This window comes from Emticicia sp. CRIBPO (assembly GCF_009905725.1).
Classification (GTDB): Bacteria; Bacteroidota; Bacteroidia; order Cytophagales; family Spirosomataceae; genus Leadbetterella.
In genome coordinates this window covers 273,171-298,936 of the sequence record NZ_JAAAKV010000004.1, presented here as the reverse complement: position 1 = coordinate 298,936, position 25,766 = coordinate 273,171, and the positions used below count along the sequence as shown (strand labels likewise).

The following is a 25,766-nucleotide window of genomic DNA, read 5'->3' as shown; positions in this document are numbered from 1 at the left end:
TGCGTGCCTCAAACCAAACTCCTGTACGTCCGAGCCTCGAGGCTCGGACCCACGAGATTTTTAATTATATTTGATGAAAATTACATCAACCAAATGAAACGAATTATTTTTCTTGTTTTTATATCCTGTTTTTATGCCTCAGCTCAAAAGAAAACAGTAGACCTGATTGTCAAAAATGCCGTTGTGTATACTGTAGATGCCCAATATTCAAAAGCAGAGGCTTTTGCTATACAAAACGGGGTGTTTGTAGAAATCGGCACCAACAAAAATATCCTGGCTAAATACCAGTCAAAAAACCAGATTGATGCCAAAGGCAAACCTGTTTTTCCGGGATTGTATGACCCTCACTCCCACTTCCTGGGTTTGGGCGAAATGCTTAACCAATGCGACCTCAGCGGCACCAGATCTTTTGAAGAAATATTGCAGAAACTTGGTGAGTTTGCCAAAAAGAACCCCGGCAATGACTGGATCATAGGCCGCGGATGGGATCAGAATGACTGGGTCGTCAAATCATTCCCGAACAAAGACCAGCTGGACGCTCTTTTCCCCAACAAACCCGTTTTCCTGACCAGGATCGACGGTCATGCAGCCCTGGTCAATTCAAAAGCCATCCAGCTTTCAAAAATCACGCCTTCAACCAAAACATCGGGTGGGGATGTTGAAGTAATGGACGGGCAACTTACCGGGATCCTGATCGACAATGCCATGGGTTTTGTGGACCGTATCATTCCCCAGCCTGATGAAACTGAAAAAAGAAAAATGATACTGGACGCCCAGGCCGAATGTTTTAAATATGGTTTAACGACCGTATCTGATGCCGGACTGAGCCAGGATGATATTGAGCTGATCGATAAAATGAATAAGGAGGGCATATTGAAAATAAGAAACTACGTGATGGTGTCACTGGGCATCAGAAATGTGGAATATTTTATCAAAAAAGGCATCATCAAAACCGATCGCCTGAACGTCAGGTCATTTAAGCTTTATGCAGATGGTGCCTTGGGCTCCAGGGGAGCTAGCTTACTGGCCCCATATAGCGACGAACCTTCCAAGTCAGGGTTTCTGCTGCTTAGTCCTGCCGAACTGGAACGTAACCTTGCCCTCATTTATAACTCTGACTACCAGGCCAATACCCACTGCATCGGAGATTCAGCCAACAGGCTGATCCTGAATCTTTATGGCAAATTACTGAAGGGTAAAAACGACAGAAGATGGAGAATTGAACATTGCCAGGTAGTTCATCCTGACGATATGAATAAGTTTGGGAAGTACAGTGTCATCCCTTCTGTTCAGGGTACGCACGCAACCTCCGATATGTATTGGGCTGAGGCACGGCTGGGCAAGAAAAGAGTAAAATCGGCTTACGCTTTCAATGAGCTTAAAAAACAAAACGGCCTGATTGCCAACGGCAGTGATTTTCCGGTAGAACATGTCAATCCGATTTATGGTTTTCATGCCGCTGTGGCCCGTCAGGATGGCAAAAACTGGCCTGCGAAAGGCTTTCAGATGGAAAATGCCCTTACCCGCTCAGATGCATTAAGGGCCATGACGATATGGAGTGCCTATGCCAATTTTGAAGAAAAAGAACGCGGCAGCATAGAAAAAAACAAGATGGCCGACTTCGTGATCCTCGATTCGGACCTGATGACCATGCCTAAAGAGAAAATGAGACAAACCAAAGTTCTCTTCACTTTTGTAGGCGGAGAGAAAGTTTACCAAAGCAAACCTTAAATGACTTCGGCCACTCCGAAATTCATCTGAAAATCTTTAACATAAAGCGTCCCCAATAGTTTTCCCTGTGTGATATCAGGGAAAAATCCGGGGTCTGAAAATAAAGATTCCACTCTGGCCAAACCGCCTTTTCCGTTAGCAGAAGAGGTGGTTTTCAGAAATACGTTCCGTAATTTCTGTATCAGGACCAGCGGAAAAAAACGCGTAGAAACCGGGATGAAAAATCCGGGTTTTCTTATTTTGGTCCTGAAAAACACCCTGCCTTCACGACTGACCTCTACGACCTCATTTTTCTGATCAGGGGAGAATTTAAAGTCTGCCAGCTCTTTGGGGATACCCCAGTTTTCGATGCCGTTGTAAAGGCTGTTATAAGTCGAAACATAGATTTTGGATATCGAATATTGCTTTTGAGAGGCCAGGCTGAATTTCCCGGGCACAAAAAGCAACTCCTGGTAAGGCCCTGCGTCCGAGGTTTCATAGTCAACCAGCATGACGGTACCGAAACCACCCTTAAATGAGTCTTTCTGATAGTCTGCCAGAAAGCCGTGGTTCCTCACAAACTCCTTCGAAAAGTAGTACAAAAATATATATCCCCGCCCCCTGAGATTCCACGGGGCTTTGGCCAGAATATCCGGTTTATTCATTTTAAGAGTTTCAGTTTTTCAGGAAAGATTAGTCTTCATCCTGTTAAAATATAAAATAATGCCTTCATTTGAGCATTTTCCCGGAATTTTATAATTATTTTACGAAATCATATAATAAACCCCATGGAAATTACCCGAAACAAGACCTTTCTTGACTATTTCTATCATTTTGAAAAAAACAAAGCAGAGGATATTTTCCTCAGGCAGCCTTTTGGAGATACTTTCAAAGATTTCACATGGCAGGAGACGGGAGACCAGGTCAGGCGGATAGCAGCTTTTCTCAAAAGCCTCGGACTGCCGGATAAAAGTAATATAGGATTGGTTTCAAAAAATTGTGCAGAATGGATCATCACTGACCTGGCCATCATGATGGCAGGACATGTGTCTGTGCCATTTTACCCTACCCTGGCCGGGGATCAGATCAGGCAGGTTCTGATCCACTCAGAATGTACCTACCTGTTTGTCGGCAAACTGGACGACTGGGCGGCCATGAAGCCTGGTATCCCCGAAAACGTCCAATGCATTTCTTTTCCCACCTATAACCTGGACACGGAGCACTGGCAATGGAATGATCTTCTGAGCAAACATCAGCCACTGACCGAAAACCATTATCCCCAGCTTGACGACTTATTTACGATTATCTATACCTCAGGCACTACCGGAAACCCCAAAGGTGTGATGCTGGCCTTCAAAGCCATGTCTGAGGCCATTTACTATACCCGTGATTTTTCAAAACTGGACATTCCCCAGACCCGTTTTTTCTCCTATCTGCCATTGTCTCACATCGCAGAACGAAACATCGTGGAAGCCATTGGCATCGCCTCAGGCGGCACCATTTATTTTGCCGAAAGCCTTGACTCTTTCGCCAGAAACCTTAAGTCGGCCAGTCCAACCCACTTTCTGGCTGTGCCCCGGATATGGACAAAATTCCAGCTGGGTATACTGGGTAAGATGTCACAGAAAAAACTTGATTTCCTGTTAAAAATTCCGCTGATCAATGGCCTTGTCAAAAAGAAAATCAGGGACGGCTTGGGGCTGAGTGATACGGTACTGGCCGTAACCGGGGCGGCTCCCATGCCTTCGAGCCTGATCAAATGGTTCAGAAAACTCGGCATCATTATACAGGAAGCCTACGGCATGACCGAAAACCTGGGTGTGGTATGCATCATGCCTAAAGACAAAATCAAAGACGGCACTGTCGGCAAGATTTATCCGGGAATAGAAGTCAGGATTGCTGAAGGCACCCATGAAATACAGACCCGATCGCCCTGGAACATGATCGGCTACTATAAAGAACCCAAAATGACCGCCGAAACCATTGATGCGGAAGGCTGGATCCACACGGGCGACGTGGGTGAACTGGATGACGAAAATTACCTGACCATTACCGGCAGAATCAAGGAATTATACAAAACCTCCAAAGGTGAATATGTGGCTCCCACCCAGATTGAAGTGGGTTTTGCGATCAACCCCAATATTGAGCAGGTATGCGTAGTGGGTGAAAACCTGCCGCAATCCATGGCCCTGGTGGTGCTATCAGATCTCGGTAAAAAGTTGTCGAAACAGGAAATCACAGAAAACCTGGAAGAAAACCTCAGGACGTTAAACACCAAACTCAAATCCTACGAAAAACTGAATAAAATAATTGTATTAAACGAACCCTGGACCATAGAAAACAACAAACTCACCCCCACCCTCAAAATCAAAAGGGGGGTTATTGAAAAAGAATTCGGTCCGGAATTCGAAAGCTGGTACAATGCTTCGGGAGAGGTTGTTTTTAAGTAAAAAATGATCTGAAATTAAAACCCGGCCTGTTTTTCCTGAATAAAATAACAATGGCCGTTTGATCGGTTTCAGATTTTGTCACATATTTGGGCATAAATCTTACTAAAATATGTACGGCACGAGGAAACCACGCGTAAAAATATGCTGCATCAGCAGCCGGGAAGAAGCATTGACCGCTATCAGATACGGAGCTTCGGCTTTGGGTCTTGTGGGTCGTATGCCCAGCGGTCCGGGCGTTATTTCAGATGAGATGATTGCTGAGATTGCGGCCGTTGTTCCGCCGCCGGTTGCCACATTTCTGCTCACAAGTGAGACCTCAGCCTCTGCCATTATAAGACATCAGCAAAAGGTAAAAACCAATACGGTGCAGATTGTGGATGAACTCAGTGACGGCACTTACCAGCAGATAAGAGATGCCCTGCCGGGCATAAAACTCGTGCAGGTGATCCACGTGATTGACGAAAAAACGGTGGAAGAAGCCATCAGAATATCTGCCTTTGTAGATTGTCTTTTGCTGGACAGCGGCAACCCCAACCTGGCGGTAAAAGAGCTGGGCGGAACAGGCCGCGTACACAACTGGGACCTCAGTAAAAAGATCAGGGAAAGCATAGACATCCCGCTTTTCCTGGCCGGTGGGCTGAATCCTGAGAATGTCCGCCTGGCTATTGAGCATGTTCAGCCATTCGGACTCGATCTCTGCAGCAGCGTCCGGACGGAGGGGAAACTTGATCCTTACAAACTCGAGAAGTTTTTTGAGGCGGTTGAAAACGACCAAACCCATCTCCATCATGGAAAAGCTAAATATCCGGCTTGAATGCATCAACCCGGTGCTGAATGTCAAAGACCTGAACATCAGCCGCGGGTATTACCTTAACGTTCTTGGCTTTGAAGAGGAAGAATGGGGTAAAGATGCCGTAGATTTCACCTGCATCAGCCGCGACGGTTTTTGTATTTACCTGTGCCAGGGCGACCAGGGACAAGCCGGCACCTGGCTTTGGGTAGGTTTTGACGGAGACATTCATGCCCTTCATAAAGCATTAAAAGCCAACGGGGCCATCATCAGGGAAGAGCCAGTCAATTACCCCTGGGCTTTCGAAATGCTGGTTGAAGACCCTGACGGGCACGTGCTCAGATTCGGCACCGGACCCTCTTCTGATTTGCCCTTTGCCGGCCAATGATGAGAAAATACCTTAACGCCTTTTTCTTTGGCCTCTGAGTACCTACTTTTGCACTTCTAACTCAGTAAATTAATGACCTACGATCACGTCAAAGCCATCCATATTATATTTGTTGTCAGCTGGTTTGCCGGGCTTTTCTATCTGCCCCGTCTGCTGGTTTACCACACTGAAAGCAATGCCAGACCCGCCAACGAAAGAGACATTCTGCAAAAAGAATACATCAGGATGCAGAAGTTGCTGTTCAACGCCATCATGGTGCCTGCCATGTGGCTGACCCTGATTTCCGGCACCATCATGGTTTACTGGCTCTGGTGGGATGCCTTTGCTTCGTATTCATGGCTGCATCTGAAACTGCTCTTTGTACTCGGGCTGGTGGCTTACCATTTTACCTTAAGAAGACTCCTTTTTGAAGTGAGAGAAGGCAAATTCCGGTTTTCAGGCTTTCAGCTGAGGCTTTTTAATGAAGTGGCTACCATTCTGCTGTTTGCCATCGTTTTCCTCGTAGTCCTCAAAAACACCATCGATTTTCTCTGGGGAGTCGCAGGGCTCATAGCGTTTGCCGTGATCATCATGTCGGCGGTTAAACTGGTCAAGATTTCCAGGGAAAGAAAGAACCGCAAGTGATCTCCCGTCTCCGTTTCATTTTTTAAAAATATCGTCACAAGAAATTTTCCCGGCTGAATAATTTGTCCTAAATTGAAGCTTAAACCCCTTAACCCGGCGGTTCATCATTCAACCCGGTACAACATGAAAATTTCAGCCTGTCTTTTTCTTTGCCTTTTTATCACGATCCAGGTGTTGGCTCAAAACAGCCCTTCTGCCGACTACCGCGAAGAACACAGACCGCAGTTCCATTTTTCGCCACCCGCCAAGTGGATGAACGATCCCAACGGACTGGTCTATTATGAGGGTGAATATCATCTTTTTTATCAATATTATCCGGAGGCCACGGTCTGGGGGCCCATGCACTGGGGCCATGCCGTCAGTAAAGACCTGTTGCGTTGGGAGAATCTTCCCATAGCTTTGTTTCCGGATAAACACGGCTATATTTTCTCGGGCAGTGCGGTGATCGACTCCAAAAACACTTCAGGATTTAAACAGGGGCCAAATGCCCCTATGGTCGCTATGTTTACCTATCACCTCATGGAAGGTGAAAAAGCAGGTAAATCGGATTTTCAGACCCAGGGAATAGCCTACAGCAACGATAAAGGAAGGACCTGGACCAAATATGAAGGCAATCCGGTGATCAGAAATGAATCAGGCATCAGGGATTTCCGCGACCCCAAGGTGTTCTGGCATGAAGCTTCCGGCCAATGGGTAATGATCCTGGCAGCCGGCGACCGTGCCCATATTTACAACTCGCCCGATCTGAAATCCTGGACAAAAGCCAGCGAATTCGGGCCGGGACAAGGAGCCCCCGGCAAACCCTGGGAATGCCCCGACCTGTTTGAACTGACTGCAGATGGCAAATCCAGATGGGTGATGCTGGTCAGTCTGGGCAACGGTGCTCCAAACGGCGGCTCGGGAACAGAGTATTTTGTAGGGACATTTGACGGAAAGACTTTCAAGAACGACAATCCGGCCTCTACCACACTTTGGGTGGATCATGGAACCGATAATTATGCCGGTGTAACCTGGAACAATGCTCCCTACGGCAGACGTCTGTTTATTGGATGGATGAGCAATTGGGCTTATTCCCAGAAAGTGCCCACCGAAAAGTGGCGGAGTGTGATGACCTTGCCCCGTGAACTGAGCCTTTTCAAATCAGGCAACCTGACGCTTTTAGCTTCCAAACCCGTGAAAGAAGTCGAAAAACTAAGGAAATCGCGGTTTGTTCTGGACATGAAGAAGCCATACCATGCCACCTCAGCCCTTCAGGAGGTTTTACTGGAAATAGACCTTTCCAAAACCACCTCAACCGATATAGGCCTTGAGATCTCCAATAAAAAAGGCGAAAAAATCATTGTCGGATTTGACGTTAAGGCTGGTCAGTTTTATATAGACAGGACAGAAGCGGGCAAAAGGACTTTTTCTGATGTTTTTGCCGCCAGACATACCGCCAAAAGGGTCTCAGGAAGTAATATTATGAAAATGAGACTGCTGCTCGATACTTCCACTGCCGAGCTTTTTGCTGACGACGGTTCGGTGGTGATGAGTGATATTTTCTTCCCGAACGAAGATTTCAAAACACTGAAATTACTTCAGAATACCGGTTCTCTTAAAGTCATAAAAGCTGAAGGCTTTGAGTTAAAAGGGACATGGTAACAGCTCATTTTGTAAAATAATCTCTCCTTCAAACGTTCAACGGACGTTTGAAGAATTACATCATTTTGCTATCTTGCCACCTGCAGTTGTACAACCTTATAAAAAAATCATATGAAATTACGCTTTACCGGCATGCTTTTCGCCTGTCTGACTTTTACTTTATCTGCCTACAGCCAGAAAGACCTTCAATGCCAATGCCTTGAAAACCTTGACATTACGATACAAAAAACAGAACTGAACTACGCAGGTTTCCCGACAAAAATAAACACCAAGACCCGCCCGGCGTATGAAACCCTCGTAAAGAAACTGAAGGAAAAAGCCGCTCCGGAAACCTCCGCCAAAAAATGCTTTTACATCATTTCTGAATACATTAAATTTTTTAAAGACAAACACTTCGGATTTAATTACCGGAACCGTGAAGATGCCACTGAAGAGTTTGTCACCATCAGCAGGAATTATTTTGATGTGAAGGGCCTTGATCCTGTGGAAGGTGTGTGGATCAGCCCCGACTCATCCATTCAGCTGGCAGTTAAGAAAACCTCAAAAGACGTATTCAAAGCAATTATTCTCGAAACAAGCAGGAAAGACCTGAAGCAGGGCCTCGTTTATTTCACTTTGACCAGGCACGCCAAAGGTTTTTCACTGAATCAGTACAATGTTTTTACGAGTACTGAAAGATTCGCCAAACAACGTGGAAATCTGCTTCAGCTCTGGAATTTTGAACTTTGGGGCAAGATATATCCGAAAACAATGACAGCCGCCGAAGAGAAAGAGTTAAGCTTGTGGGCGAACAACAACAACGGCCTTGACTTTCAGCAGGTTGACGCGAAAACGACCTTGCTCAAAATTCCCACTTTCATGAACAACGACAATAAAATTGAAGCGTTGGTCAATAAAAATGATGCCCTGATCAGGAAAACTGAAAACCTGATTGTGGACCTGCGGGGAAACGGCGGCGGCAATACCGGCTGGATTTACTTTCTCCCTTATTTTATGACCAACCCGGTGGCTCAGGGTAACAGTTTTCTGAGAATCTCGGAAGACAACGTAAAAATGAAAATTGCAGAGATGGAACCGACAGTCAAAAATCCCGTTCCGGCAGAAATGAAAAAGTATTTTACAGACAGCTACATGGCTTCTCTCACAAAAGCCTATGAAGAAATCCCCGTAACCAAAAAGACCTTTTACGAAACCCCGGGTGTGACGATTCCCCTGGATTCAATAACCCGGTATCCCAAAAAAATCGCCCTGATCGTCGATGACTTATGCGGAAGCTCAGCCGAATACTTTTTTTATTTGTCCAGGCAGAGTAAAAAGACCACAACCTACGGTCTCAATACCGTGGGCATGATGGACTATGAGGGCATGTCTGTCCCGACGCCACTCCCGCTGAAACAGTTCTACCTGACCATTCCCAACTCAAAATCGAACTGGACAGATACCCATCCGATTGATCAAACCGGGTTTGCACCGCAGGTAAAAGTCAATCTACCCCAGGATCAGTGGATTAAATTTATAGTGAAGGATTTACAGAGCCGGAAATAACTCCTTTTCCTCTTTACTTAGTTCCTGTTTTTTACGATCTTTGGATATCATCAATGACAAAAACATGAGTGCTCCATCGATCGTAAGTCATTCCATCATTATACATGCCCCGGCAGATAAAGTATGGGAAGTATTGTCAAAAACGAAGTATATCAGGCAATGGGACGAGGTTCCGGAAGATTTTGAGGAAGAGACAGTGGCCCTGGGTTCGGTGATTGAATGGATAGGCTATTCAAAAATGACCGTCACAGTTTTTGAGCCTCCTCATTTGCTGAAGTTTGGTCTTTATCTTCCGAAAGTGGCCCTGGCACCAGAAGCCTATGACGTTTCCTATGCATATGAGTTAAAAGCCGGGCAGGGAGAAACCATCCTGCTGATCACCATCGGAGATTTTTCGCCCCTGCCCAAGGCAGAGGAGTATCACCAGGCCTCGGTTGAATTTGCAGAAACCTCCGCCCGTAAAATCAAGGAATTATCAGAAAGTTTATAACCCAAAAACATGGCCACTATCAAAGCAAACATCGGTAAAGAACATTATCAGACGACACTCACAGCCCATAATCACCAGCTCATCGCCGATGAGCCTGTCGAAAACGGAGGGACAGACCTTGGATTTTCGCCATCCGAACTACTCGCCTCTGCCCTGGGCACCTGCACTTCCGTTACCCTGAGGATGTACGCCGACCGGAAAAATTTTCCTTTGGAAAGTGTGGAAACCATTGTAACTTTCGAAAGAGATCAGGCCCTGAACATTTCAAGGATCAACCGTGAAATAAGCCTGAAAGGTGACCTGACAGACGAACAAAGAGAACGTCTGCTCCAGATTGCCAATCAATGTTTCATTCATAAAACACTCAGTAACCCCATACTCATCAATACCGGACTGCAATGAAAGACATCACTAAAAAATACAGCAACGGAGAAGTAACCATCGTCTGGAAACCTTCCATGTGTATTCATTCGACCATCTGCTGGAGAGGCGAAGCTGCCCTCCCGGAAGTATTTAAACCCAGAGAAAAACCCTGGATCGTGCCGGAAGGTGCTCCCACGGAGAAAATCATCACCCAGGTACAAAGATGCCCGAGCGGGGCTTTGAGTTATTTTATGAATGAAGATAAGTAAAACCCTTTTTAAATAGCTGCCCATTGCATTTTACGGATACCAAAACTCCGGACACCGGGTTTTGATCCCATATTCTAAGCTATTTTGTCTGCTATCGCTTGTAAAAACATGATTTTCACCTTATTTTTGAGCTGGTGAAAAAATGGATCTCCATATCATTATTGTCAGTTTACCTGATTTCTACAACTGAACTCTATCAGTTGCTTAAAATTCCTTTTTTTGTCGAGCATTATATTGAACACAGGGGACTTAACCATAATCTTACGGTTTGGGAGTTTATGACCCTTCATTATTTTGGTGACGATCTCAGAGACGATGATGATGCGAAAGATATGCAGCTTCCTTTCAAATCAAATGATGGTTATATCACCTTAAATATTCTGGCCTTTATTGCAGAGCCGGTGACCACCATTCTGCATTTACCTGCTGATGCCGTTGCCATAGGTTTAACTACCTGCACCATTTATGAAAAGGTATTTATCCCCTCTTCCTACTCTTCCAACATCTGGCAGCCTCCTAAGTTCTGTTGATTTTTTTGATCTGATCATGATGGCAAACACCACAAGGTGCTTGTGATTTCGTGTATTTTTTCTATTCTCAAAAATCGACAGACACATGTTAAACAAAATCATTGGGTTTTCCATCCGGAATAAACTCATCATCGGGCTGTTTACGCTGGCCCTGATAGGATATGGTGCCTATGAAACCACCAGATTGCCTATAGATGCCGTACCTGATATCACTAATAACCAGGTACAGGTCATTACCATCGCCCCTTCTTTCGGAGCTACGGATATCGAACGCCTGGTTACCTTTCCGGTTGAACAGGCCAACAGCAATATTCACGGACTCAAAGAAATCCGTAGTTTTTCCCGCTTCGGTTTGTCATTGGTCACCATTGTGTTTGAAGACGACATTGACATTTACTGGGCCAGACAGCAGGTGGCTGAACGGCTTCAGAAAGTGCAGACGGAAATTCCTCCCGGCATCGGTGTACCTGAACTCGGGCCGATTTCCACCGGTCTCGGCGAAATCTACCAGTATGTCGTCAGACCAAAGGCTGGGTATGAAAATAAATTTGATGCTACAGAACTCCGGACCATCCAGGACTGGATCGTTCGCCGCCAATTGCTCGGCGTGGAAGGTGTGGCTGAAGTCAGCAGTTTTGGCGGTAAACTCAAACAATATGAAATTGCCGTCAATCCTCAGCAGTTGCAGGCTTATGGCCTGAGTATATCCGACGTTTTCGGAGCCCTGGAAAAGAACAATCAGAATACCGGGGGAGCTTACATCGAAAAAGGTCCCGCCGTTCTTTTTATCCGGACAGAAGGACTGATCAAAAACAAAGAAGACATAGAGAACATCTCTGTCAAATCTACCCGGGGTGGCAACCCCCTCTTTATCAGGGATGTGGCCCAGGTGAACATCGGTCATGCGACCCGCTACGGAGCCTTGTGTTACAATGACCAGGGAGAAGTTTCCGGAGCGGTAGTCATGATGCTCAAGGGAGCCAACAGCAACCAGGTCATCAAAAATGTAAAGGAAAGAGTGGCCCAGATACAAAAAACGTTGCCGGAGGGGGTAATCATCGAGCCGTTCCTTGACCGCACCAAGATGGTGGAAAATGCCATTGGTACCGTTGAGAAAAACCTGCTGGAAGGAGCATTGATCGTCGTTTTTATCCTGGTATTGTTTCTCGGAAATTTCAGGGCGGGTCTGCTGGTTGCTTCCGTCATACCTTTATCTATGTTGTTTGCCATTATCCTGATGAACCAGTTTGGCGTCAGCGGCAACCTGATGAGTCTGGGAGCCCTGGATTTCGGACTGATCGTGGACGGGGCTGTGATCATCGTCGAGGCCGTCATGCACCAGTTGTCGCATAGTAAGCAATTTACCCGCCGCGATCACCTTTCTCAGGATGAAATGGATCACCAGGTCAATCTTTCCGCCAGTAAGATGATGAACTCTGCCGTTTTCGGCCAGGTGATTATCCTGATCGTCTACCTTCCTATTTTCACCCTTCATGGTATCGAAGGTAAGATGTTCAAACCCATGGCACAAACCGTGGCTTTTGCCTTACTGGGAGCATTTATTCTTTCTCTGACTTACATCCCGATGATGAGTGCCTGGGTGCTGACTAAGAAAATCAAGCATGAGGCTAATCTGTCGGACAGAATCATGGCTAAAATCGAAAATGCCTATCAGAAGGCTATTTTCCGGATTCTCAAATTCCCGAAAATAGTGATTGGTGTGGTGCTTGCTCTTTTCGTTTCGGCATTGCTGGTGCTCGGTACCCTTGGCGGTGAGTTCATTCCTGCCCTGGAAGAGGGCGATTTTGCGGTCGAAACACGCGTACTGACCGGAAGTAACCTCAACACCACCATCGAATCGACCCAGAAAACAGCCCACATTCTGAAAACCCGTTTCCCGGAAGTTGAAAAAGTAGTAACCAAAATCGGAAGTGGGGAGGTTCCCACCGACCCGATGGCCATGGAGGCCAGTGACATGATGGTGATTCTTAAAAATAAAGAAGAGTGGACTTCCGCCAAAACCTTCAATGAATTGGCGGAAAAAATGACCGAAGCCCTCGCCGACGTGCCGGGAGTAACGGTCGGTTTCCAGTTTCCTGTCCAGATGCGTTTCAATGAGCTGATGACCGGGGCAAGACAGGATGTCGTCTGCAAGATTTTCGGTGAAAACCTGGACACGCTCGCCCATTATGCCCAGCGACTGGGTAAGATCGTCAATACAGTGGAAGGTAGTCAGAATCTATATGTAGAACCAGTCACTGGAATGGAACAAATCGTCATAGAATTTAAACAGGCTAGTATAGCCCAGTATAATCTGAACATCGTTGACATTAACAAAATCGTCAATTCGGCTTTTGCGGGTCAGAACACAGGCTTGGTCTTTGAAGGCGAAAAACGTTTCGGCCTGGTGGTCAGACTTCAGGATCAGGGCAGAAAAAGCATCGAAGACGTACAGAATCTCCTCATTCCAACCCCGCAGGGCACCCAGATTCCTCTATATCAACTCGCAGACGTAGCCATCAAAACCGGCCCTAACCAGATACAACGGGAAGACGCCAAACGCAGGATCATCATCGGTTTCAACATCAGGAACAGGGACGTCCAAAGCATTGTCAATGAACTCCAGCAAAAAGTAGAGGCCCAGATCAAGCTTCCTTCAGGATATTATGTCACCTATGGTGGTGCTTTTGAAAACCTCAATGAAGCAAAAAAACGCCTTATGGTGGCCGTTCCGGTTTCTTTGGCCCTGATCTTTATCCTCTTGTTTTTTGCATTCAGTTCTGTCAGGCACGGTCTTTTGATTTATACCGCTATTCCGCTTTCAGCTATCGGGGGGATCTTCTTGCTGGCCTTAAGAGGCATGCCTTTCAGCATCAGTGCCGGGGTGGGTTTTATTGCTCTTTTTGGAGTAGCTGTTCTCAATGGGATCGTATTGATTGCCGAATTTAACCGCCTCAAAACGTCCGGCCTGAGAAACCTCCACAGGATCGTGATCACGGGCACCAAGCTCAGATTGCGACCGGTCATGATGACCGCCTTTGTGGCGTCCTTAGGTTTTCTTCCGATGGCTTTAAGTAGCGGAGCAGGAGCAGAAGTGCAGAAACCCCTGGCCACCGTGGTCATCGGCGGGCTGATGATTGCCACTTTCCTGACCCTGTTTGTCTTGCCTGTACTTTATGTGATTTTTGAAAAAACAGGTAAAATAAAAAAATCTCCGAAGGGTGTCATTGCCGTCACTATTCTCTTATTCGCTATGATTCCGGATCTGCGGGCCCAGCAGACCATCAGCCTGGAGAAAGCCGTCGAAACAGCCCTGAAAAATAACCTGGAGATCAAAGACAAAAACCTGAGGGCATCCTATCAGGAAAAACTGATCGCTTCTTATAAAAATATTCCTGCCACCAACGTAAGTCTGGAGGCCGGCCGGATCAACAGCATCTATACGGATACCCGCTTTGGGCTGTCACAGTCGCTCAGTTTTCCGAAAGTGTATGCCAGTCATAAAAAGTGGCTGGAAGAAGAGTGGAAATCAGCCCTTATCGGTACGACACTAAAAGAGGCCGAGCTCAAAAAGTGGGTGACACAGGCATTTTATACTTTGGTGGTATTAAAGGAAAAAGAAAAACTACTGATAAAAGCAGACAGCATTTATGCTGCTTTTCTTGAAAAATCTCGGCTTCGTTTTGATAAAGGAGAAAGCAATGTGCTTGAAAAAACAACGGCAGAAATTCAGTTGGGGCACATTCAGCTTCAGCTCAAAAACCTCCGCCAGGAAATTGAACTGAGCAGGCTCCATTTCAAGTGGTTACTCAATGTGGAAACAACCGGCGACCCGGAGAGCGGTTCCCTCAGAATGACTTTGGGGCCTCAAGCCGGAGTGCTGAACGAACATCCCATGCTAAAGCTGGCAGAACAACAGGTCAGAGTAGCAGAAGCCAACACAGGAGTGGAAAAGTCTAGGCTGCTGCCGGAAATTACCTTCGGGCTCAACAACATGAGCATCCGGGGCACAGGGGCCGACAATGTTGTCTATTCTGCTTCCCAACGTTTCACTTCGGCCCAGGTGGCAGTAGGCATTCCTTTGTTCACCAGGTCTCAGAAATCAAGGATCAACGCCTCAAAAGTGGGCGAAATGGTGGCACAAAACCAAATTGAACTTCAGAAAAAAGAGCTGGAAACGCAATATGGAAACGCCTGGGTACAATACCAAAACAGGCAGCAAACCCTGGATTACCTTGAACAATCAGGTCTGGCGAATGCCAGGCTTATCCGTCTGACGGCCCAGGAACAACTGAACGCCGGGGAAATCAACTACCTGGACTGGGTAATGCTCACCAACCAGTCGATCACCCTTGAAAGCAATTACCTGGATGCCCTGCAGGCTTTCAATGAAAGTGTCATCAGTCTCCGTTTCTTCAATTCAAAAGACTAACATCATGAAAAATACCCTTCTTTTCTTTTCTCTCCTTTTGCTGGCTTCATGCAGCAACAAAAAGAGCGAATCCGAAACCACTGCTGAAGCTCCGGTAGTTTCAGGCAATCTCGTAACACTATCCGAAGCCCAGCTGAAATCGGCCGGTATCGAGTCCGGTATGCTCGAATCCAGAAATCTTTCTTCTGTTATCAAAGTCAGCGGCACCATCGATGTACCGCCTCAGAACATGGTTTCTGTCAGTATGCCTTTGGGCGGATATCTGAAATCAACCCAGTTGCTACCCGGAATGCATGTCAGCAAAGGCCAGGTCATTGCCAGAATGGAAGACCAGCAATACATTCAGCTGCAACAGGACTATCTGACCACAACAGCCAGACTGCAATACGCGGAAGCTGAGTATAACCGTCAGAAAGATCTCAATCAAAGCAAAGCCAGCAGCGACAAAATGGTGCAACAAATGCAGATGGAATACCATACGCAGAAAATCGCCCTCAGTGCACTGGCAGAAAAGCTGAAACTCATCAACATCAATCCCCAGGGACTGACGGTGAATAATTTGTCAAAAAGTGTAAACATTTACTCTCCTATCAGCGGGTTTGTATCAAAAATCAATGTCAATATCGGTAAATATGCCAATCCTTCAGATGTGTTGTTTGAACTGATCAATCCTTCCGATATCCATCTGAATCTCAAAGTATTTGAAAAAGACATCGACAAGCTCGAAATAGGTCAGCAATTGATTGCCTACACCAACAATCAGCCTGATAAAAAACACCTTTGCAAAATCATCCTGATCAGCCGTGACCTGTCGCCGGAAAGATCGGCTGAAGTACACTGTCATTTTGAAAATTTTGATAAGACCTTACTGCCAGGCATGTACATGAATGCAGAAATTGAGATCAAAAGCCACGACACCCGGGCTGTCAAAGAAGACGCCATAGTGAGCTACGAGGGCAAAAACTATGTATTTGCTGTAAAAAGCAAAAACCAGTTTGAAATGATCCCTGCAGAAACCGGCACCAAAGAAAACGGCTATGTAGCGATCCTTAATACCGGGGTTTTTGCTGACAAAATGATTGTCAGCAAAGGAGCTTATACCCTGCTGATGGCCTTAAAGAATAAGGCAGAAGATTAATCCAGTTCAGCATTTTTCGTCGTATTCACTTCATCAATCATAAAAAACCCTGCATTGTATTCAGAATGCGGGGTTTTCTTTTTTAATGATCACAACGACACTACAGAAATTGTTTTTTACAATTTTAATTTTTGAAATGGTTTTGCGTATATATTTGCAGAAACACAAACCTTCACAATGAAAAAAGTATTCCACTTTATCTGTTTAATCCTCTTAGCATCTGCGGCATCTGCCCAGAAGAGACCTTCCGGAAAAAGTATTTCATTTATTAACGACGAAGGTAAATCCGTAACCTATGACCGTGTCATTACCTGGACAAAAAAAGCGGGATTCCAGGTGGAAGATTTTTATCAGGGCAGTGACCAATTGGCCGAAATAGCGATGACTCCTCTGAAACCCGAATACCATTATTTCCTTAAAGAGGGTAAATTCCGTAGTTTCTATGAAAACGGACAGTTGAAAGATGATGCGACATACTTACAAAACAACCTGAAAGGTGTCCGGAGTCAGTATTTTGAAAATGGCCGGCTTTTTAAAAGATCGCTGTATGTTAAAAAGAACGATATCCTCATCTCATTAGTGAATGAAGTCTGGGATCAGCAAGGTAATCAACTTGTCATGGAGGGCCAGGGCAGATCTACAGAAATCTCAGAATTGATCGAAACAGGAAATTATGTCGACGGCCTGAAAGATTCTGTATGGACAGGCACCTACCCGAACGGAAGATTTTGCTACAAGGAAACCTACACAAAAGGCATCCTCATCAACGGAACATCCTCAGACCCGGAAGGTAAAACGTATGAATACACCCAGCTGACTGAACGGGCGATTTTTGAAGGCGGAATGGATGCATTCTGGAAGTTTATTGCAAAAAACCAGAGACATCCGAAAAGCCGTGTGCCGAGAGAAACAGTAAACGTAAGTTTCAGAATTGAAAAAGACGGAAGCGTAAAAGAAGCTTTCCTGATGAACGAAGAATCATACGCTGCGAATGACGAGGTCATAAGAATTGCATTGCTTACCAGCGGCAAATGGACTCCGGGCAAAAAAAGAGGCATACCGCAGCCAAGCTGGTTTGACTACAATATATCTTTCTTCAGCAGCACCTCGCGGCTCCCTTGATTATCATATAATTGATCGATAAAACCATCACCTGAAATAATGAAAAAACCATTCACCTTTATTAGTTTAATCTTGTTTACTTCTGCATTTGCACAGGATGCTCCCGTTAAAAAGAGCATTTCTTTTGTAAACGACGCTGGTCAGAAAGTAGACTATGATCGCGTAATCACCAGAACGGAATCCGGCTTCCTGGTAGAGGACTTTTACAAAAATAACGGACAACTGGCCGAGTCAGGGTTTACCAAAAACATGCCTGAATACAACTACTATTTCAAAGAGGGTAAGTTTAAATCCTATTATGAAAACGGAAACCTGAAAGATGAAGGCAGTTTCTATCAGAATATATACAAAGGTATCAGGAATCAGTATTTTGAAAACGGGCAGTTGTACAAAAAATCAAATTATGTCCGGCAACCCAACTCCATGACCTTTTATGTCAATGAAGTATGGGACGAAGCCGGTCATCAACTGATAAAAGACGGCCGAGGAAATTCGAAAGAATTTACGGACTTAACCGAGACCGGAAATTATGTCAACGGCATCAAAGACTCCGTGTGGACGGGCACCTACCCGAATGGTAGACTTTGCTACGAAGAAACTTACAAAGACGGACAGCTGGTTAAAGGGAGATCAACGGATAAAGAGGGTAAAACACACACCTACGACAAAGTATTTGAACCGCCGGTATTTAAAGGAGGAATGGAAAAGTTTGCCAGGTTTTTAGATGGTCAGATCAAATATCCCTCCGTCAATAAAACCGACATATTTGTCTCCGTAAGATTCCGGATTGAAAAAGACGGAAGCATCCATGAGGTTTTTGTGGCAGACAGCTACTCTCCTTCTGCCGATGCAGAAGCCGTGAGGGTAGTCTCGCTTTCCAACGGGAAATGGCTATCTGGCAAAAGCAGAGGTCTGCCTCAAAGCACCTGGTATACTCTTAAAATCAGTTTAAAGACACCGCCGAAAGCGAGGTTGTACGGGAGTTAGTGAGGACTTAAATAATACCCAGGTTTTCAAAACTTTAAAGATCTTGTTCAACCACTTTTCCAAAACAATCCCGGCCTTCTTACCTGTATTATTCTTTACTTGAAAATGTACTGATATTAACACCCCATTACGTACATACTTCATGAAATACCGTATATTTGCAGCATAAGCCTTAAAGCTTAGCGATTTCAACCATAACCGTCATGATACAGACCGAAAGACTGACCATTTTACCACTTGCTTACGAACAACTTGAGAAGTACATCCGAAACGATCATTCTCTGGAAATAGAACTGAATCTCAATACCACTTCGAGGGTTATATCAGAAGAACTTAAAGAAGCCCTGGCCCAGACCATACTCCCGAACGTAGCTGACGATTCTAAAAATTACCTTTTTTCAACCCTCTGGACGATGATCCTGAAAACCGAAAATAAAATGGTGGGCGACCTCTGTTTTATGGGAGAACCCAATGAAAAAGGAGAAGCAGAAATCGGATACGGCACTTACGAGGAGTTTCAGGGAAAAGGTTATATGACCGAAGCCGTAAGAGCCATGATTGAATGGGCAGCAGAACAGGGGCATGTTAAAACCATTATGGCCTCCACTGAAAAAACCAATGAAGCATCCTTCGCCGTTCTTCAAAAAAACGGCTTTCAAAAATACGGTGAAGACGACGTCATGTTTCACTGGAAAAAAGAAATTATTTAATACCCTCCACCAAAACAACCATTTCCTGATAAAATGAAAAAAGATTTACTATTGGAATTAGCCTGGATTTCAGGCATTCTCTTGTTTGCCAGCCTGATCATCGTACCGGCTTCAAAAGCAGGGGCACTTGATATTCAGATACATGACACTTATTTTGTCATTGATACCAAAACAATGATATATTCTTTTACCCTGACACTTTCACTCGTCATCTTCATTATCCGGATTCTTTTTTCGAAACTAAGGAAAATAGCAACGGGTATTGTATTTCTTTTTATCTCGGCGGTATCTGTGGTACTGATTACCCCGGTGATTTCCTTTATGCAAACGAGTGATATGGGCATTCTTACCGACCTCTTAACCCTCATTCAGGCCGTTTTGATTCTGAGCCTGATTTTTGTGAGCTTCCTGTTAGGCAGACGTGTTACACAAAAAAAAGATCGCTGATTTCTACTTGATATTATTATAAAAAAGCTACCTCACCGGTAGCTTTTTTATGGTCATCTCACAGTCTGAAGATCCTGGTAAACAGGATAATCCACATATCCATGCTCAGCACCCCCATAATGCAGATGCCTTTCCGGTTCTGTTAGCGGCCAGTCGCTTTTCAGTCGTTCTACCAGGTCGGGATTGGCAATAAACGGCTCTCCGAACCCGGCCAGGTCTATCAGACCTTCTGAAAGGTAAGCTTCAGATTTAGCCTTGTCAAGGCCTCCTGCAAAAATGATAAGCCCCTTATACCAGCTCCTGAAACGCTTCAAAAAACCATCCGGTATCGCAAAGCTCCCCCTGGATTTCTGGTCCATGATATGAATATAGCTCACGCCTCTTTTCTCCAGTTCCCTGGCCAGGTATTCATAAGTAGCTTCAAGTTCATCATAATGTGGCATTTCGTACAGACCTCCGTAGGGCGTTAAGCGGATGGCCACCCTATCAGCTCCGATAGCTGCGATACAGGCATCTATGGTTTCCAGCAAAAAACGGCTCCGGTTTTCAATACTTCCGGCATAATGATCCGTTCTGACATTGATAAAAGGATTCAGAAACTGTTCAATCAGGTAGCCGTTGGCTCCGTGAAGCTCCACGCCATCAAAGCCCGCCTCTACAGCATTAGTTGCCGCTCTTGCAAAGTCATATACCACCTGCCTTATTTCTTCAACGGACAAAGCCCGGGGCGGGGAACATGGCACAAAGTTCTCCTTCCCGTTTTCATCATAGGCCCAGGCCGTAGAATTGGCCGCGGCAATGGCCGATGAACTGACAGGAGCAATGCCACCCGGCTGGTTAGTCACATGAGAAACACGTCCTACATGCCATAATTGTGTATAAATCACACTCCCTTCCTGATGGGCAGCCTCTGTTACTAACTTCCAACCCTCCGTTTGTTCAGCAGTGTACAAGCCAGGAATATGCAAAACACCCGTCGACGTCGGCGAAATAGCAGTGCCTTCGGTAATGATCAATCCCGCACCGGCTCTTTGGCGGTAATACAAGGCGTTCATTGCATTCGGAACGCCATCCGGGTTCCTGGCCCTCGTCATGGGAGCCAGCACTACCCTGTTCTTTAATTTCAGTCCTTTTTCTGAATATGGTTCAAATAACATTTTTTTTTCAGGTTTATAGCTGCCGGCATTCAGCCATCAGCTTTTTTTAACTATTTATCTCTTATTTCATTCAATCCGGCCTTGGTGAGTCTCAGACCAGCAAGTATTGACTCAATGATCCATTCTATGACTCATTCACTCTATGACTCAATCATTAAATCCCGCCCGGGCAAAGCCCAGGTCGGGCAGGCATTCAATCACCCTATCATTCAATCATTCAATCATTCTATCACTAAACGTATAATCCGTATACCCTACCCTTTCTCCTCCGAAATACTTACTTCTGTCACCTTCATTAAGCGGCAGATCATGTTTCAGGCGATGAGGCAAATCCGGATTGGCGATGAACGGCCTGCCGAAAGCGATCAGATCAGCCCAACCATTTTCAAGAGCTTCTTCGGCCCTGGCTTTGGTGTATTTCCCGGCATAGATCAAAGTACCCGAAAACGCTTTGCGATACGCTTCTTTAAAAGCAATGGGCATCACGGGGGCATTGTCCCAGTCCGCTTCAGCAATGTGGATATAAGCAATTCCTATCTCATTGAGAACCCTGGCGGCAGCAATGTAGGTTTCTTCGGGATGATCATCCATAGCCCCCATCAGCGTAGTAAGCGGAGCCTGACGGACGCCTACCTTGTCTTTTCCGATGGCATCAGCCACGGCAGTAGTTACTTCTTTCAGAAATCGCAGGCGATTCTCCAGTGAACCGCCATATTCATCTGTCCTGTGGTTAGTTTGTGAATCAATAAACTGCTCAATCAGGTAGCCGTTGGCACCGTGTAATTCCACGCCGTCGAAGCCCGCTTCCATGGCATTTTCAGCGGCTTTGGCAAAGTCTTTAACAATTTGCTTAATTTCCGGAATACTCAAAGCCCTGGGAGCCGAATGCTGAATCATCTCTCCTGCCCCGCCTGCCGGACCTTTTCCCTGAACGTCCAGGAATACTTTCACCCCCTCCGCCACAAGAGCTGAAGCCGAAACCGGAGCCTGGCCGTTTTCCTGCAGTGAAGTATGAGAAACCCTGCCCACATGCCAGAGCTGGGCAAATATTTTTCCTCCGTTGGCATGGACGGCCTGGGTCACTTTTCGCCAGCCTTTCACCTGTTCGTCTGAGAAAATACCAGGTGTCCAGGCATAACCCTGCCCCTGGCGGCTCACCTGTGTGCCTTCAGAAATGATGAGTCCGGCTGTGGCACGCTGACTGTAATATTCGGCCATCAGGTCGGTGGCCACTTCTCCTTTTGCTGCCCTCGAACGGGTCATAGGAGGCATAACGATCCTGTTTGACAGCTCAAGGCCGCCAAGTTTATATGAGGTAAATAACATGATAAATTATGTTTAAGGGTTCACTTGAAGGGAAGCTAACTGAGCTTCAATAAAATTCATATCTGACTCTGACAAACTGACATCCGACGCCCGGGCATTGATTATTGCCTGCTGGGTATTCCTTGCCCCGGCCAGCACAACGCTGACCCCTTTCTGAAGGGTAGTCCATCTCAGCACCAGCTGGGATAAACTGGCATTTCTACTTTCAGCCAGGGGTTGAAGCTGACCCAGAAAGGCTTTCACTTTTTGTAAATCAAACTGTCCGAAATATCCGTTTCTGTGGTCATCACTTTTCAGCTTGCCTTCTTCAAAATACTTCCCGGTAAGCAATCCCCTTTCCATCGGGCTGTAAACAATGATACCGGTGTTATTTTCAAGTGAATAAGGCACCAGGTCCTTTTCGATACCACGATTCAGCATACTGTAAGCCACCTGGTTGGAAGCCGGAAGAAAAGTCTGTGAAGCCTCTGTCATCTGTGCCACCGAATAATTGCTGACCCCGGCAGCCCTGATCTTTCCCTGCTGAATCAGTTGCTCCAGCCCTTCCATCGTTTCCGAAATGGGTGTAGTGGCGTCCGGCCAGTGTAATTGCAGCAAGTCGATATAATCCGTACCCAAACGTTTTAAACTCTCTTCCGTTTCTTTAATCAGATTGGCTTTGGATGCATATTTATATACCGGTATTGTATTACCGTTTTCAGAAGCATCAAAGAAAAATTCACCTTTCCCTTCGTTACTTCCGTCCCAGACAAGACCGAATTTGGTCAGTATCTGTACTTTGCTTCTGTCTTTCCCTTTCAGGGCTTCTCCGATAAGCTCTTCACTCAATCCGAAACCATAAAACGGAGCCGTATCCAGAGAAGTCACTCCATGGTCCAGCGACGCATGAATGGCTTCTATCGAGTCTTTCTTCTCATTTCCTCCCCACATATTGCCCCCAATGGCAAAAGCTCCGTAGGTAATGAGCGACAATTCCAGTTCTGTATTTCCTAATTTCCTGTATTCCATTTTCTGTTGATATTTTGATGATGCAAAATTATTACGCTTTTTACTATCAACATAATAAGTTAAATAATACATTTGTATCATAATACTGATAGATAAATTATGATACTCAACCTCGAATGGCTCAGGACTTTCAAGTCGATTTACGAAACAGGCACCCTTACCGGGGCTGCCCAGGCACTTTTCATATCTCAGCCGGGCGTCAGTCTGCATCTGAGTTCATTGGAAGCGTATACCGGCTATAAGCTTTTTGACCGCTCTGCCAAAAGGATGGTACCGACCGAACGGGGCAAGGTTTTATATAATTTTGTGGTCGAACCACTGCTCAAACTCGAAACAGCCGAACAATTGTTTCACAAGAGCTCCAAAACCGACCGGGCCACCATCAGCGTGGGTATGTGCTTTGAAACTTTTCAGTACACCCTCGAGCAGCACATCTCAAAACTGCCTTTTAATGTGATCATTAAGTTCGGAGAATACCCCCAGATGCAGCATGATTTAGACAAAGGCATCCTGGACCTGATCATTACCCCACAGAAAGGCACCCAGAAAAACCTGGACTATAAACCGTTTTCAAAAGAAAGGATTGTGCTGGTATGTGGCAGCCAGACCCGGACCGAAGAAGCCGAAAGTCTTATTCATAACAAAGACATTCCGGGACTCAGGGCTTTTCTGCAACAACAGATCTGGTACAGCACGGCAGCTGATATGGAGCATCTCAAAAAATTCTGGAGGACCAACTTCAACGAACACCCCGGTTTTAAGCCTAATTACATTGTGCCGAACATCAGTTCAATCGTCAGATGCCTGAGCGACGGTGAAGGCTTCTCCATCATCCCCGATTTCCTTTGTAGTGAGGCCATCGGAGAAGGAAAAGTAAAACTGGTATGGGAAGGCGAACCTGTGATTGAAAACACCCTGTATTTCGGTACACGTAAAAAGACGATGTACACCGGCGAAATAGATAAGATCAAAAGGATTTTCGAGCAGGAAGCCCCCCTTCAGAGGCAGGAAGCAGAACTGACCTTATAAATAAAACTACTTTTTCAGCCTTGTCAGAAATTTTCATAAATTTGTCTCAATCAACCTCATCTGATAATGCATACGACCAATTATATTGATACTTTTATCGCAGTAGCCGAAGATTGTCCGATCAGTACAGCGGAAATTCCCCCGTTAAAAGGGGACAGCAAAACCATAGCCAACCTGCAGTTTGAAAAACTGATCGAACACCCTTATCAGTATACTTCCGACGATATTATTTTCGGAGCTTACGCCGCCAAAAACGGCATTACCAAACACGAAATGGAGGAAGAAAGAGCAAAGTTTTTTTCCAAAGGCCAGGCCTGTATGCGTTCATCTCCGCTGACCAAGAGATACGGCTGGGGTGTTCACAGCAATGCCGAAGGAAAAATCGCCATCTTCCCGATGGAATCCGGCGAATACCAGCAAATGACCGGAGACCAAAGCCTTAAACAAACCAGGGGCATGCGGTCTAAAAGGGCCTGATTTTTACCGGAATCGCTGGGTTCATCTCCACTATTTTCCTGTAATCAGAATTCACTTCAGACATTTTTCCAGGCTGATGTTTGGAAGGAGGTATTTTATTTCCTATAATTGCGTAACCAATTACGTAACTGATTACGCAAAATAATTTTTATCCTTACTTTACCATGGAATTCTTTGAAAAAACAGGCAAGTTTGCCATCGGCAGCAGGCTAAGGATGCTGAATGAGAAAATCTCGAAAGATGCTCCTGAGATTTACCGGCTATTTAACGTGGAGCTCCAGCCCAAGTGGTTTCCGGCCTTTCATGTCTTGTCGCAGGGCGAAGAAAAGACCATCACCCAGCTGGCCAAAGAAATCGGGCACTCCCACCCTTCCGTCAGTAAAATCATTACCGAAATGTCTAAGAAAGGACTGGTCACCGAGAAAAAAGACGAAGAAGACAAGAGGAGAAATATAGTGACGCTGACAGAAAAGGGCAGGGAAATTTCAGAGAAAATTGCTTTTCAATACCAGGATGTCAATGCGACTGTAGAAGAAATGCTGGCCCAGACCGAAAATGACCTGTGGAAAGCCCTGGGAGAATGGGAAAAGTTGCTGGAACAAAAATCATTGCTGGAAAGGGTCATAGAAAAGAAAAAAGAAAGAGAGAGTAAGATGGTCAAGATCGTAGAATTCAAACCGGAATATAAGCAGGCCTTCCGCGACCTGAACGTGGAGTGGATCAATACCTATTTTAAAATGGAAGCAGCTGACTATAAAGCCCTGGACCATCCTGAAGAATACATCCTCAGTAAAGGTGGGTATATCATGGTAGCCCTGCTGGAAGACGTGCCTGTCGGCGTCTGTGCCCTTATCAGGATGGACGATGATCCGGATTATGATTTTGAGCTGGCAAAAATGGCAGTTTCACCAAAGGCCCAGGGCAAAAGTATCGGCAAACTGCTCGGACAAGCGATCATCGAAAAAGCCAGGAGCGTAGGTGCTTCTAAGTTATACCTGGGGAGTAATTCTATCCTCAAACCCGCCATCAGCCTGTATCACAAACTGGGCTTCAGGATGATTGAAGGCCGGACCTCACCATATGTCAGGGCCAATGTACATATGGAAATGAATTTGAACTGAGCCATTTTTAAG

At 45.6% G+C, this 25,766-nt stretch carries 24 protein-coding genes; 20 read left to right on the top strand and 4 right to left on the bottom strand.

Features of this window, described 5'->3' with window-relative positions; translation table 11 throughout:
• Positions 1 to 93 precede the first annotated feature (93 nt).
• Complete coding sequence (locus GVN16_RS10315) at positions 94 to 1,731, top strand: amidohydrolase (protein ID WP_166563800.1); 1,638 nt, start codon at positions 94 to 96, stop codon at positions 1,729 to 1,731.
• On the opposite strand, the gene GVN16_RS10310 is transcribed toward GVN16_RS10315, so the two are convergent.
• On the bottom strand, positions 1,728 to 2,375 hold the full coding sequence (locus GVN16_RS10310) for an acetoacetate decarboxylase family protein (RefSeq protein WP_166563799.1): 648 nt from the start codon (positions 2,373 to 2,375) through the stop codon (positions 1,728 to 1,730). The two genes, GVN16_RS10315 and GVN16_RS10310, sit on opposite strands and share 4 nt — an antisense overlap.
• A 123-nt stretch (positions 2,376 to 2,498) precedes the next feature.
• On the opposite strand from GVN16_RS10310, the gene GVN16_RS10305 reads away from it, so the two are divergent.
• The 16 genes from GVN16_RS10305 (at position 2,499) to GVN16_RS10230 (ending at position 19,636) form a co-directional block, all read left to right on the top strand.
• Positions 2,499 to 4,160: an AMP-binding protein gene (locus tag GVN16_RS10305; RefSeq protein ID WP_166563798.1), complete on the top strand. Its 1,662-nt coding sequence runs from the start codon at positions 2,499 to 2,501 to the stop codon at positions 4,158 to 4,160.
• A gap of 109 nt (positions 4,161 to 4,269) precedes the next feature.
• On the top strand, positions 4,270 to 4,974 hold the full coding sequence (locus GVN16_RS10300; RefSeq protein ID WP_166563797.1) for a phosphoribosylanthranilate isomerase: 705 nt from the start codon (positions 4,270 to 4,272) through the stop codon (positions 4,972 to 4,974).
• Positions 4,949 to 5,338: a VOC family protein gene (locus GVN16_RS10295; protein WP_166563796.1), complete on the top strand. Its 390-nt coding sequence runs from the start codon at positions 4,949 to 4,951 to the stop codon at positions 5,336 to 5,338. The genes GVN16_RS10300 and GVN16_RS10295 overlap by 26 nt, the downstream gene beginning before the upstream one ends.
• Before the next feature lie 72 nt (positions 5,339 to 5,410).
• Positions 5,411 to 5,962, top strand: coding sequence for a CopD family protein (locus GVN16_RS10290; protein WP_166563795.1), 552 nt, complete (start codon positions 5,411 to 5,413; stop codon positions 5,960 to 5,962).
• A gap of 123 nt (positions 5,963 to 6,085) precedes the next feature.
• Complete coding sequence (locus GVN16_RS10285; protein ID WP_166563794.1) at positions 6,086 to 7,603, top strand: glycoside hydrolase family 32 protein; 1,518 nt, start codon at positions 6,086 to 6,088, stop codon at positions 7,601 to 7,603.
• A gap of 111 nt (positions 7,604 to 7,714) precedes the next feature.
• On the top strand, positions 7,715 to 9,148 hold the full coding sequence (locus GVN16_RS10280; RefSeq protein WP_166563793.1) for a S41 family peptidase: 1,434 nt from the start codon (positions 7,715 to 7,717) through the stop codon (positions 9,146 to 9,148).
• Between the two features lie 64 nt (positions 9,149 to 9,212).
• Entirely contained in the window at positions 9,213 to 9,638 is a 426-nt protein-coding gene (locus GVN16_RS10275; RefSeq protein WP_166563792.1) for an SRPBCC domain-containing protein, read from the top strand.
• A gap of 9 nt (positions 9,639 to 9,647) precedes the next feature.
• The gene (locus GVN16_RS10270) at positions 9,648 to 10,040 is read left to right on the top strand and encodes an OsmC family protein (RefSeq protein ID WP_166563791.1); all 393 of its coding nucleotides are present in this window, start codon (positions 9,648 to 9,650) and stop codon (positions 10,038 to 10,040) included.
• On the top strand, positions 10,037 to 10,270 hold the full coding sequence (locus GVN16_RS10265) for a (4Fe-4S)-binding protein (RefSeq protein WP_166563790.1): 234 nt from the start codon (positions 10,037 to 10,039) through the stop codon (positions 10,268 to 10,270). Before GVN16_RS10270 ends, GVN16_RS10265 begins: the two co-directional genes overlap by 4 nt.
• A 134-nt stretch (positions 10,271 to 10,404) precedes the next feature.
• Entirely contained in the window at positions 10,405 to 10,800 is a 396-nt protein-coding gene (locus tag GVN16_RS10260) for a hypothetical protein (RefSeq protein WP_166563789.1), read from the top strand.
• A gap of 85 nt (positions 10,801 to 10,885) precedes the next feature.
• Positions 10,886 to 15,232 carry a CusA/CzcA family heavy metal efflux RND transporter gene (locus GVN16_RS10255; RefSeq protein WP_166563788.1) on the top strand — a complete coding sequence of 1,449 codons (4,347 nt, stop codon included), beginning with the start codon at positions 10,886 to 10,888 and terminating at the stop codon, positions 15,230 to 15,232.
• Between the two features lie 4 nt (positions 15,233 to 15,236).
• Positions 15,237 to 16,370 (top strand): efflux RND transporter periplasmic adaptor subunit, encoded by a 1,134-nt coding sequence (locus GVN16_RS10250; RefSeq protein ID WP_205748829.1) that lies wholly within the window; start codon positions 15,237 to 15,239, stop codon positions 16,368 to 16,370.
• Between the two features lie 177 nt (positions 16,371 to 16,547).
• Complete coding sequence (locus GVN16_RS10245; protein WP_166563786.1) at positions 16,548 to 17,492, top strand: hypothetical protein; 945 nt, start codon at positions 16,548 to 16,550, stop codon at positions 17,490 to 17,492.
• Between the two features lie 39 nt (positions 17,493 to 17,531).
• A complete protein-coding gene (locus tag GVN16_RS10240; RefSeq protein ID WP_166563785.1) occupies positions 17,532 to 18,479 on the top strand; it encodes a hypothetical protein in 948 nt (315 codons plus the stop codon).
• A 203-nt stretch (positions 18,480 to 18,682) separates the two neighbouring features.
• Positions 18,683 to 19,189 carry a GNAT family N-acetyltransferase gene (locus tag GVN16_RS10235; RefSeq protein ID WP_166563784.1) on the top strand — a complete coding sequence of 169 codons (507 nt, stop codon included), beginning with the start codon at positions 18,683 to 18,685 and terminating at the stop codon, positions 19,187 to 19,189.
• A 33-nt stretch (positions 19,190 to 19,222) separates the two neighbouring features.
• Positions 19,223 to 19,636 carry a hypothetical protein gene (locus GVN16_RS10230; RefSeq protein ID WP_166563783.1) on the top strand — a complete coding sequence of 138 codons (414 nt, stop codon included), beginning with the start codon at positions 19,223 to 19,225 and terminating at the stop codon, positions 19,634 to 19,636.
• 53 nt (positions 19,637 to 19,689) lie between these two features.
• On the opposite strand, the gene GVN16_RS10225 is transcribed toward GVN16_RS10230, so the two are convergent.
• The 3 genes from GVN16_RS10225 to GVN16_RS10215 form a co-directional block, all read right to left on the bottom strand.
• On the bottom strand, positions 19,690 to 20,793 hold the full coding sequence (locus tag GVN16_RS10225; RefSeq protein WP_166563782.1) for an alkene reductase: 1,104 nt from the start codon (positions 20,791 to 20,793) through the stop codon (positions 19,690 to 19,692).
• Between the two features lie 213 nt (positions 20,794 to 21,006).
• The gene (locus GVN16_RS10220; protein ID WP_166563781.1) at positions 21,007 to 22,119 is read right to left on the bottom strand and encodes an alkene reductase; all 1,113 of its coding nucleotides are present in this window, start codon (positions 22,117 to 22,119) and stop codon (positions 21,007 to 21,009) included.
• A gap of 12 nt (positions 22,120 to 22,131) precedes the next feature.
• Positions 22,132 to 23,127, bottom strand: coding sequence for an aldo/keto reductase (locus GVN16_RS10215; protein ID WP_166563780.1), 996 nt, complete (start codon positions 23,125 to 23,127; stop codon positions 22,132 to 22,134).
• Between the two features lie 99 nt (positions 23,128 to 23,226).
• On the opposite strand from GVN16_RS10215, the gene GVN16_RS10210 reads away from it, so the two are divergent.
• The 3 genes from GVN16_RS10210 to GVN16_RS10200 all read left to right on the top strand — a co-directional run bounded on the left by GVN16_RS10210 (position 23,227) and on the right by GVN16_RS10200 (position 25,754).
• Positions 23,227 to 24,156, top strand: a complete 930-nt coding sequence (locus tag GVN16_RS10210) for a LysR family transcriptional regulator (protein WP_166563779.1) — start codon at positions 23,227 to 23,229, stop codon at positions 24,154 to 24,156.
• Positions 24,157 to 24,222: 66 nt separating this feature from the next.
• Positions 24,223 to 24,633 (top strand): DUF6157 family protein, encoded by a 411-nt coding sequence (locus GVN16_RS10205; RefSeq protein WP_310587424.1) that lies wholly within the window; start codon positions 24,223 to 24,225, stop codon positions 24,631 to 24,633.
• Positions 24,634 to 24,797: 164 nt separating this feature from the next.
• A complete protein-coding gene (locus GVN16_RS10200; RefSeq protein WP_166563778.1) occupies positions 24,798 to 25,754 on the top strand; it encodes a GNAT family N-acetyltransferase in 957 nt (318 codons plus the stop codon).
• Positions 25,755 to 25,766: the final 12 nt, after the last annotated feature.